Annotated in this window: 9 protein-coding genes and 1 rRNA gene; 1 reads left to right on the top strand and 9 read right to left on the bottom strand. The window is 60.6% G+C overall.

Annotated features, from left to right (window positions below):
* From LLY24_RS06805 to LLY24_RS06790, 4 genes are all read right to left on the bottom strand, one after another.
* Positions 1–90: ribosomal RNA gene (locus LLY24_RS06805) — 16S ribosomal RNA — on the bottom strand; the annotation flags it as partial.
* A 440-nt stretch (positions 91–530) separates the two neighbouring features.
* On the bottom strand, positions 531–1298 hold the full coding sequence (locus LLY24_RS06800) for an SDR family NAD(P)-dependent oxidoreductase (RefSeq protein ID WP_259035518.1): 768 nt from the start codon (positions 1296–1298) through the stop codon (positions 531–533).
* A gap of 19 nt (positions 1299–1317) precedes the next feature.
* On the bottom strand, positions 1318–3030 hold the full coding sequence (locus tag LLY24_RS06795) for an AMP-binding protein (RefSeq protein ID WP_259035517.1): 1713 nt from the start codon (positions 3028–3030) through the stop codon (positions 1318–1320).
* 163 nt (positions 3031–3193) lie between these two features.
* On the bottom strand, positions 3194–3775 hold the full coding sequence (locus LLY24_RS06790) for a TetR/AcrR family transcriptional regulator (RefSeq protein ID WP_259035516.1): 582 nt from the start codon (positions 3773–3775) through the stop codon (positions 3194–3196).
* Between the two features lie 142 nt (positions 3776–3917).
* Between LLY24_RS06790 and LLY24_RS06785 the strand changes: the two genes are divergently transcribed.
* Positions 3918–5099 carry an acetyl-CoA C-acyltransferase gene (locus tag LLY24_RS06785; RefSeq protein ID WP_259035515.1) on the top strand — a complete coding sequence of 394 codons (1182 nt, stop codon included), beginning with the start codon at positions 3918–3920 and terminating at the stop codon, positions 5097–5099.
* A 21-nt stretch (positions 5100–5120) separates the two neighbouring features.
* Here the strand turns inward: LLY24_RS06785 and pstB are convergent, their stop codons facing one another.
* The 5 genes from pstB to LLY24_RS06760 form a co-directional block, all read right to left on the bottom strand.
* Positions 5121–5867, bottom strand: a complete 747-nt coding sequence (gene pstB, locus LLY24_RS06780; protein WP_259035538.1) for a phosphate ABC transporter ATP-binding protein PstB — start codon at positions 5865–5867, stop codon at positions 5121–5123.
* A gap of 93 nt (positions 5868–5960) precedes the next feature.
* Positions 5961–7319, bottom strand: a complete 1359-nt coding sequence (pstA, locus tag LLY24_RS06775) for a phosphate ABC transporter permease PstA (RefSeq protein WP_259035514.1) — start codon at positions 7317–7319, stop codon at positions 5961–5963.
* A gap of 6 nt (positions 7320–7325) precedes the next feature.
* Positions 7326–8705, bottom strand: coding sequence for a phosphate ABC transporter permease subunit PstC (gene pstC, locus LLY24_RS06770; RefSeq protein ID WP_259035513.1), 1380 nt, complete (start codon positions 8703–8705; stop codon positions 7326–7328).
* Positions 8706–8790: 85 nt separating this feature from the next.
* Positions 8791–9810 carry a substrate-binding domain-containing protein gene (locus LLY24_RS06765; RefSeq protein WP_259035512.1) on the bottom strand — a complete coding sequence of 340 codons (1020 nt, stop codon included), beginning with the start codon at positions 9808–9810 and terminating at the stop codon, positions 8791–8793.
* 134 nt (positions 9811–9944) lie between these two features.
* Positions 9945–10664: a TSUP family transporter gene (locus LLY24_RS06760; RefSeq protein WP_427854543.1), complete on the bottom strand. Its 720-nt coding sequence runs from the start codon at positions 10662–10664 to the stop codon at positions 9945–9947.
* Positions 10665–10668: the final 4 nt, after the last annotated feature.

The following is a 10668-nucleotide window of genomic DNA, read 5'->3' as shown; positions in this document are numbered from 1 at the left end:
GAAAGCAAGCTTTCCGTGCTGCCGCTCGACTTGCATGTGTTAGGCCTGCCGCCAGCGTTCAATCTGAGCCATGATCAAACTCTTCAGTTTAAGATCAATGCGATCCTTACTCACCGTCCGAGGACAATGAAAGCGGATCAAACTTGGCTCAAGGTTCAAACGAACTTTGAAAGAGACATCTTATAAGAGATACTCTTTCGGTCGCTTGCCTTGATAATGGGTGATGGATCACCCTCATCGGCAAGCGCCCACATGAATTACCTGATCAATTTTTAAAGAGCGTCGCTATCAGCATGTCTCGATGACCGGAGACGCTGCCTCAGCGAGGAAGGCGTATTCTACGCACTTCCGAGTGTTTGTCAAGCAGGCGTTCAACACCCTGGTAACTCCCTGACAAACCAAGACTTTTCAGTCTCATCACCGCCGGTGCGCTTGGCGTCCCCCGGCAGCGGATGCGTACTTTACGGATTACCCCCGGGCTTGGCAAGGGGTTTGTAAAATTATTTCATGCGCGGCCTAGCGTTTACTCTTTACTGCATGCGAATCCCGCCATCGAGGCGAATCACTTCACCATTAAGCATCGGGTTGGTAATGATCTGCTCGGCAAGAAGCGCGAACTCATCAGCCCGCCCCAAACGTTTGGGAAACGGAATGGAGGCTGCGAGCGCCTGCGCCGCCTCGGAGGGAATTTGCGCCATCATAGGGGTTTCGAATACCCCAGGGGCGATGGCCATAACGCGAATGCCATAGCGTGACAGCTCGCGCGCCGCAGGCAGACTCATCCCCACAACACCCGCCTTGGAGGCACTGTAGGCGCACTGCCCCACTTGGCCATCGAAAGCCGCAATCGATGCCGTATTGATGATAACGCCTCGCTCGCCCTCTTCACCCGGCGCCCTACCCGCCATTGCCGCCGCCGCCAAGCGCATGACGTTGAAGGTACCCACCAAGTTGATATCGATGGTTTTGGCATACGCATCGAGGTTTGTCGGGTTGCCGTCACGATCGAGCAGTTTGCCCACGCTAACCACGCCAGCACAATGAACGACCCCCGCAAGCCCTGCTTCACCGGCAAAGACAGCCGCGCGCTCGAAGATCGCCGTCATTTGCGCCGCACTCGTGATATCGCCCCTACAGGCAAGCGCGCTGCCCCCCAGACTAGTCGATAAGCCTTCGACATCTTCACTAAGGTCACACAGCACTACCTTGGCGCCCTTATCGATAAGCCGCCGCGCGACGGCTGAACCCAACCCTGAGGCTGCTCCCGTGACCAAAAACGTATTATCTGCAACGTGCATCACTTTATCCTTGTTGTCATCAGGCTTGATCGGGTGAGGCACCGTAAGCCCGCTCGCCAAGGGCATGCTGGTGCTCACCGGCCGCCTGGGTGCGCAGCTTGAAGCGCTGGATCTTGCCGCTGGGTGTTTTAGGCAGCTCATCGACGAACTCGACGACGCGTGGAAAGGCATGGCTCGAAAGGCGCTCGCGCACGCGCTGCCTGATCTCTTCTGCTAGCGCCTTGGATGGCGCATGGCCGTCACGCAGCACGACGAAAGACTTAATGATCTCGCCGCGAATGGCATCGGGCTGACCCACGGCGGCGGACTCCGCAACGGCCGGATGGGTCAGCACGGTGTTCTCCACATCGGCAGGCCCAACGCGATACCCCGCCGTGGTAATAATGTCATCGTCGCGCCCGGCAAACTGGAAGCTGCCATCGGCCTGCTGCATGACCACATCACCGGTCAGGTAGTAGTCATTGACGAAAGGGTGCTTCTCCTGCCAGGTATAGCCTTGAAAGAAGTAGGCCGGCGAACGCTTGACGTCGACCGCCAGCACGCCCGATTCACCGGGAGGTAGTTCGTTGAACTCGGTGTCGAGCACGGCGAGTCGATAGCCCGGCAGCGGCAACCCCATAGCACCTACTTCTTTGTGGTGCTCGAGGGCGTGATGATTGCAGCAGGTCATACCCGTCTCGGTTTGCCCGTAGTGGTCCATGACCGGACAGCCCAGCGCGAGCTCCACCCAGCCGACCACCTCGGTATTGAGCGGCTCGCCCGCCGAGCTCGCCACGCGTAGGGAAAGGCGCTCGCCTGCGTCATCGAAAAGGCCCGAGGCCTTCATTAGCCGGTAGGCGGTTGGAGCGGCGGCGAAATTGGTGATGCCATGGCGCTGCATGAAATCCAGCGCACCCTGGGCGGAGAAGCCTGCCTCGCAAAAGTGGGTGGTCACGCCCAGAAGAAGCGGGCCAGTAATAGCGTAGTAAAGTCCATACGCCCAGCCTGGGTCGGCCATGTTCCAAAAGCGGTCGCCTTCACGCAGATCGATGGCAAGCTCCATGTAAAGCGCAAAAGCGGCCAGCGCAAAGAGCGGTACGGCGACTCCTTTGGGCTTGCCCACGGTGCCCGAGGTAAACATCTGTAGAAACGGCGCCTCTGGCGAGAGCCTGGGCGGCGGCTGGGACGAGGGGGCATGCGCAAGCGCCTTTGCCCACTCCAGATCATCCGGATACCCGGTGTCGCCACCTCCAAGCGCTAGTACCGGCGGGCAGCGCTCGATGCCTGCAAATTTGGCGCGGTTAGCGGCGTCGGTGATCACCAAGGCAGTCTCGGCGCGCGCTAAGCGGTAGTCGATGGCATCGCTGCCAAAAGCGGTAAAGAGCGGCTGATAGACCGCACCGATCCGCCAAGTGGCAAGAACGGCAACCATTAACTCAGGCGAGCGCGGCAGCATACAAGCGATGCGATCTCCCTCCTTGAGCCCACGGCTCTCAAACCAACCCGCTAGCCGCGCGCTCTGCTCATCCAATTGGGCAAAGCTCAGGTGGTGGACGTGGCCCTGCGCATCCTCTTGTATTAGCGCCAGCTCGTCGGCTTTACCCGCGCGCAGATGTCGACCACAGCAGGCATCGAAAGCATTGAGCTTGCCATCGCCCTGATCACTCAGACGCGCCAGCACGTCATCAATGGAGAAGTCGCCGAGATAGCTCTGATAGGACGGCAGCGAAGGCCGAGACGATGTGGTAGACATGAGAACCTCATTGTTGTTATTGATGAAGTGTTATTGACGAAGCTGCTATTAAAACCCTTTTTGCGCTCGACCACCCAAAGCGCCGTTGACGTTAACGGAAACCTTTAGTCTCAACGCTAAGAGCAATCGCCAAGCGGCGCAAGGAACAAGTGCGGCGAAAGGCTTATACGTTGGTCGTGTCGGCGTTTGGCAGCAGCATGGCGACCAGCTCATCGGCGAGCTCGTCTGGCGTACGTGCTCCGTGTGGATCGTACCAACGTACCGTCCAGTTCAGAGCGCCAAGCACGAAGCGTGCGACCAAAAAGCGATCGCCGTGCAGGATGCCCGCGCGCAGCGCATCGTCGATGACGTCGACCCAAAGCGCCTCGTAGGCATCGCGCAGATGGCGCAAATGGGCGCTTGCTGATGGATCGAGACGGCGCCACTCGAAGAGCGCGACGACGTGGGCGTTGCGGTCGGCAAACAGCGTCTCCAGATGCGCGCGCGCCATGGTGCGCAGGCGCACTTCGGGGTCGCGGCCGCAGTCATCGAGCGCTTGCTGGGCGATATTCAGCGCGTTCTGAGTCCCCTCCTCGATCACTGCCGCGAGAATCTCGTGCTTATCCTTGAAGTGATGAAACAGGCTACCCGACTTGATGCCCATCTCCTGCGCCAGCATGCGCACCGTCGTACGGTCGAACCCCTCTTGAACGAAAAGCTGAGCGGCCAGTCGGGTCAGTTCCTTGCGACGCGGTGAGGCATTCATTACATTCATTGAGTTCACACTAGCGCTTGCTTGGTTAGCAGCGAGCAGACCACAGCGACGCTAGCGGGTCAACGCAGTAAGCACCAACGCCAAGACCAGCATGCTTGCCATCATAATGACAAAACCCAATGGAGCAGCGCCAATGAGTACCGATGTGGTTTTCCTTTCCGCCGCCCGCACGCCCATGGGCGGCCTGCTGGGCAGCCTTTCGAGCGTGAGCGCACCTGAGCTTGCCGCCGTCGCCATCAAAGCGGCCATCGAGCGCGCCGCCATCGCACCCGACACCATCGACGAAGGCTTCATGGGCTGCGTGCTGCCCGGTGGGGTAAAGCAAGGCCCGGCGCGCCAAGCCATGCGTCAGGCAGGCATTCCCGACGGCGTGGGCGCCACGACGCTCAACAAGCTGTGCGGTTCCGGCATGAAAGCCGCCATGCTGGCCCACGACGTCATCAAGGCGGGCAGCGCCGAGATCGTGCTGGCTGGCGGTATGGAGTCGATGTCCAACGCCCCGCATATTTTGACCAAGGCGCGCGGCGGTTACCGCTTAGGCCACGGCGAGCTCAAGGATCATATGTTCTTCGATGGGCTCGAGGATGCCGAAACGGGCAAGCTGATGGGCGTGTTCGCCCAGGAGATCGCGACCCAGCGCGGCTATACTCGCGAGCGGCTGGACGACTTCGCCATCGCCTCGCTAGAGCGCGCCATGGCCGCCACCCAAGCGGGGCACCTTGACGCCGAAATGGCACCGGTCACGGTGACCTCACGCCAGGGAGAAACACGGGTCGAACAGGACGAGCAGCCGTTTCAGGCCAAGCTCGATAAGATTCGGCAGCTGCGCCCGGCCTTCGCCAAAGAGGGTACGATTACCGCCGCCAATGCAAGCTCTATCTCGGACGGCGCCTCGGCGCTCATACTCGCAAGCCACGCTGCGGCAAACCGCGTAGGGGCCAAGCCGCTGGCGCGGCTATGCGGCCACGCCACCCACTCGCGTCATCCCAGCGAGTTCACCATCGCCCCGGTCGGTGCCATCGAAACGCTGCTGCGACGCCTTGACTGGCGCGTCGACGACGTCGATCTGTTCGAGATCAACGAAGCGTTTGCCGTGGTGACACTGATGGCGATGGACGATCTTGGCCTTTCCCACGACAAGGTCAACGTCTACGGCGGCGCCTGCGCGCAGGGGCATCCGGTAGGCTCCACAGGGTCACGCATCATCGCCACGCTGATTCACGCCCTGCGCCAGCGCGGTGGCCGCCGTGGCATTGCAAGCCTTTGTATCGGTGGCGGCGAAGCCACGGCGGTAGGCGTAGAGCTCATCGACTAAGCAAAGGGGTCAGCGTAACCACTAGCCGAAGCGTCCGGTAATGTAGTCGTGGGTGCGCTGATCCTGAGGATTGGTGAATATCTGGTCGGTGGTATCGACCTCGACCAGATCCCCCAGATGGAAGAAGGCGGTGCGGTCGGCAACGCGCGCCGCCTGCTGCATGTTGTGCGTCACCATGACGATGGTATAGCTCTCGCTGAGCTCGTCGATCAGCTGTTCTACCTTGGCTGTGGCGATCGGGTCGAGCGCCGAGCAAGGCTCGTCCATGAGAATGACATCGGGGCTCACCGCCACCGTGCGCGCAATGCATAGACGCTGCTGCTGGCCGCCGGAAAGCCCGGTGCCGGGCTGATCCAAACGGTCCTTCACTTCATCCCATAGCCCGGCGCGGCGCAGGCTACTCTCCACGATGTCGTCGAGCTCGGCCTTGCGCTTGGCCAGACCGTGCAAACGTGGCCCATAGGCGATGTTCTCGTAGATCGATTTGGGAAACGGATTGGGCTTTTGAAACACGATGCCCACCTGGGCGCGCAGCAGCACCACATCACGCTCAGCGGCGTAGATGTCCTGCTGATCCAGGGTAATACGCCCCTCGACGCGGCAGATGTCGATGGTATCGTTCATGCGGTTCAGACAACGTAGGAACGTCGACTTGCCGCAGCCCGATGGACCGATGAACGCCAGCACTTCGTTTTCGAAGATCTCAAGATCGATGCCGTTGATCGCCTGAGTATTGCCGTAGAACACCTTGACCGCCTCGGCGCTCATCTTGACCTTTTCCTTGGCCTTGCTGGTGCGGGTTTCGCCGCCGCCGACGTTAATTGCCGGGGCCGTGCTTGCAGGCTGTACTGAAGTATTCACTTACCACCTCGTCTCGAATTTTTTACGCAGCCAGATCGCCAGCGCGTTCAGGCTCAGCATCAGTGCCAGCAGCACGATGATGGCGGCCGAGGTACGCGCCTCGAAGAAGTTTCGCAGCTCGTTTCCCTGCCACAAATAGATCTGCACCGGCAGCGCCGTGGATTGGTCCAACGGGGTGCCCGGCACGTTGGCAACGAAGGCGTTCATGCCGATCAGCAAAAGCGGCGCCGTCTCCCCCAGGGCCTGGGCTACCCCAAGAATGGAGCCCGTCAAAATGCCGGGCAGAGCCAGCGGCAACACGTGATGAAAGACCGTTTGCACCCGCGATGCCCCGATACCCAGCGCCGCTTGGCGTACCGAGGGCGGTATCGAGCGCAGCGACGCGCGGGTGGCGATGATGATGGTCGGCAGCGTCATTAGCGTCAGCACCAACCCGCCGACCAGCGGGGCCGAAATCGGCAGGCCCAAGTAACCGATGAAGATCGACGCCCCGAGCAGACCAAAGACGATCGAAGGCACCGCAGCAAGGTTATTGATGTTGATCTCGATCAGGTCGGTGATGCGGTTCTTGGGCGCGAACTCCTCCAGGTAGATCGCACTCGCGACCCCCAACGGCACCGAGAGCAAGATCACGATCAGCATCATGAACAGCGACCCCATGAACGCCCCCGCCAAGCCTGCCGATGCCGCAGAGCTGCGCGAATCCGAATTCAAGAATAGCGACGTGCTGAAAGCGTTTTGGATCACCCCTTCTGCATACAGACGGTCGGCCCACGCACGGGTTTGAGGGCTGAGCTGTTGGCGTGCGTCGGGCAGGTTACGGTCGATGTTGCCTTTAAGCCACACATCGACGTTGGCATCGGCCAAGAGTTTGGTTTCAACGCGCTGCCCAAGTAGGTTGGGATCGGCGAGGAAACGGTCGCGCAGGGCGAAACGTTCGTTGGAGGCGATCAAGGCGCGCAGATCGCGTAGCTGGCGGGACTCGACCTCCTCGCCAAGCGCATGCTCGAGGGCGCTATCCAGAAGCGACTGCCAGTTGACCAGGCCCACCTGAGTCTGCCAGCTCTGCAGGCGCGTCTCGAAATCGGCTTGGCTCTCGCCGCTTTGGCGCACTGGGCGGGCGTCGAGCTGAATCACCTCGGGGTCCATGTAGACCTCAAGGGTAAAGGTCGCCTGCCAGAAAGCCGGCACGCCGCGCATCAGGATGCTGGCGAAGAGGATGGCGACCAGGGTCATGCCGGTAACGATGGCGGCCAACCCCATGAAGCGAAAGCGCTTCTCTTTAGAATGCCGCCTCGCCAGCGATTTCTCGATCGTCGAAAGGCGATGCTGTCGACGCTGTTCAATGGTCATGGACATGGTCGCTTACTCGTATTGCTGGCGATATTTACGCACCACCACCAGGGCGATGACGTTCAAGCACAGAGTGATCACGAAGAGCGTCAGCCCCAGCGCAAAGGCCACCAGCGACTGGGGGCTGGCGAAGTCCATATCGCCGGTCAACTGATTGACGATGGTGACGGTAATGGTCGAAACCGCCTCGAAAGGGTTGGCATGCAGCACCGGGTTGTTGCCCGCCGCCAGCACCACGATCATGGTCTCCCCGATGGCGCGACTGGCCGCGAGCAAAAACGCGCCGACGATGCCCGGCAGCGCCGCGGGCAACACCACCTGACGAATCGTTTCCGATTTGGTGGCGCCGAGCCCCAGGGCGCCGTCACGAAGCGACTTGGGCACCTGAGTGATGATGTCGTCGGAGAGCGACGAGACGAAGGGAATGATCATGATCCCCATCACCAAACCTGCCGTGAGCGCACTCGTGGTACGAATGTTGATACCGATGAGATCGCCCAGACTCGACAAGAACGGCCCGATCACGATCAAAGCGAAAAAGCCGTAGACGATGGTAGGAATACCCGCGAGGATCTCGATGATCGGCTTGGCCACGTTGCGCAGCCACGCCGGAGCGTACTCGGCCATGTAGATCGCGGTCATCAGCCCCACCGGAATGGCGACCAGTAGCGCGATGGCACTGACCATTAGCGTCCCCCAGAGAAGCGGTAAGAGACCGAACTCTCCCTGGGCCGACGAGCCCGATGAGCTAAAGCGCGGATTCCAGGTCGTGCCGAAGAAGAACTCCGCCGGGCTTATGAAGGTGAAGAACTTGATCGCCTCGCCCAGCATCGAGAGCACGATGCCCACCGTGGTGCAAATAGCGATCGCCGAGCTGCTGGCCAAAGCAAAGGTGATCACCCGCTCGACCTGATTGCGCGCACGCAAACGAGGGGAAATGCGCCGCCGCGCATAGACAAGCCCCGCCACGGCAAATACCGCCATCAGCGCCACCAGAATCAAATTCTCCAAGGTCGAGAGCCGGTTGATATACGCAGCAGCGGTGAGCTCCTCGGGGCTAGCGCCCCCGGCAACGCTACCGCCTGCTGCCAAGGTAGCCGCGCGGCGCAGAAAGACATCGAGCTCCCGCTGGCTTAGCGACGCCACAAGCTCAGGAGGTAATTGTTGGGTAACCAGGGCATCGATCAGCTGTGGGGCCAACAGCGACCAGAGTACGAACAGGGCCAGTGCCGGTAGCCCACACCACAGGGCCACCAGCACGCCGTAATAACCGGGGCGCGAGTGCATGCGCACATCGCGATTTGCCGCAACCGCACGGCTTCGCGTTAGGCCCAGCTGGTAAGCCAGCGCCATAACGACCAGCAGTAAGGCTAACAGGGCAAGGTTGCTCATCGTTTCTCCGCCTACTCTTTCCTACGTTCAAACGCCGACACCGCCAGGCGATGTCGACGCGAATGGCCAGTTGCGAATTGGCGTCTTACTCAGCGGGCGTTACCACGGTGCGCGCTTGGAACTGCTCGATCGCTTCAGAACGCTCTTCGTCGCTCATCGGGATCAGGCCGGCGTCCTCCAAGGGACTGCCGTAGCCAGAGGTCATTTCATTGAGGAAGAACTCGGTGTACTCGGCCAGGCCCGGAATGACGTCAAGATGCTCACCCTTGACGTAGAAGAACAACGGACGCGATACCGGGTACTCGCCAGAACCGATGGTTTCAAGGCTTGGCGTCACGCCATCGACCGTCGCCACCTGCAAACGGTCACGGTTTTGGTCGTAGAAGCTCAGACCGAAGACGCCCACGGCATCAGCCTGGGCATCCAGGCGCGCCAACGTTTCGGTGTAGTCACCGGCAATCTCGACGATCCGACCATCACCGCGCAGGTTGTTACAGGCGTCGTCTTCGATTTCGGCGACACTTTCACAGCCGGGATGGATCACCTTCTCTTCGAAGACTTCACGCGTACCGTGGTTGGAGGCTGGAATGACCAGCACGATCTCCTGATCAGGCAGGCTGGCATCGATCTCAGACCAGCGAGTGTAAGGGTTGTCGACCAGTTGACCATCCTGGGGAAGCTTGGCAGCGGCGGCCTTGAAGACGTGCTCGGGAGTGAGTTCAAACTCACCACGGTCGATGCGCGAGGCGAAAACGATGCCGTCGTAACCGAACATCACTTCAAGAATTTCGTTGACGCCGTTTTCGTTACAGCTGGCGACTTCACCGCTGCGGATGGGGCGCGATGCGTTGGCGATATCGATGGTGTTCTCACCAACGCCCTGGCAGAACTGACGCAGACCGCCGCCCGAGCCACCGGAACCGACGACCGGCGTATTGAAGTTGGCATAGGTGTTACCGAACTCTTCGGCCACGATGCTAGCAAACGGCAGCACCGTAGAAGAACCCGCGATTTGAAGGGTATCGCGAGCCATTGCGGCGGTCGAAACACCCGTTGCCAATGCGGCGGCTACTGCCACACCCAGCGTACGCTTTGTCACGTTCATCGTCCTGTTCCCTTCTGGTTGGAGGTCCGGGCAGCGCTCACCGACCGGTATCACAGGCCTCTCGGGCCACTCACGAAGGGAAGTGTGCCGCGCTATCGTTGCAGAAATATGACAGCGCGTAATCGAACGACGAATTACAGCAATAGCATGAGGGCAGCGAAGGTACAGAGGGTGACGGAGAGGCGCTGCATCCAGCGCTTATTGACCCGGTGGGCAATGGCATCGGCCAGGGCGCTGCCTGCCAGCACCGCAGGCAGCAAGGTGAGCGCGACCTGAAAGTGCCACAGCTGCACCATACCGGCCAGCGCCAAGGTGACCAGCGTCAAAAGCGAGGTGAGCGTAAAGTAGGCGGCCAGGTTGCCGCGCACGCTATCCGGCGGCATGGCATGCAGCAATAGCGCAATGGGCGGCCCGCCAATAGCGGCGATGGTGCCGAAAATGCCCGACAGGATACCGGCCCCAAACAGGGTGAGGCGATTGACCGCCAGGCGAAAGCGACACAGCGTCACCAAGACGGCGAAGAGCACGATGGCGGCGATGAGCTTCTCCAGCACCACCATCGGCGCGGCGAGCAGCAGCCAAATCCCTAGCGCGTTTCCCGGCAGTCGCCCGAGTAACGCAAGACCTATATGCTCGAAGCGCACTTCGCGCCAGTAGTGGCGCACCATCATCAGCGACACGGTAAGACCGAACAGCACCAGCAGAACCGGCACCAGACGCGGCTCGAGCATCAATAGCACCGGCGCCCCCACCACCGCCAAGCCGAACCCCGTGATCCGCTGCAAGAATGCGCCCAGCGCCAAAATCAGCGCACAGCCAAGCCACGTCGATAAGGGTATATCTAGCCACTGCATGAGG

This window comes from Halomonas dongshanensis (genome assembly GCF_024790395.1).
Lineage (GTDB): Bacteria > Pseudomonadota > Gammaproteobacteria > Pseudomonadales > Halomonadaceae > Vreelandella > Vreelandella dongshanensis.
The sequence above is the reverse complement of the archived record's forward strand: the minus strand, read 5'-3'. Positions and strand labels throughout refer to the sequence as shown.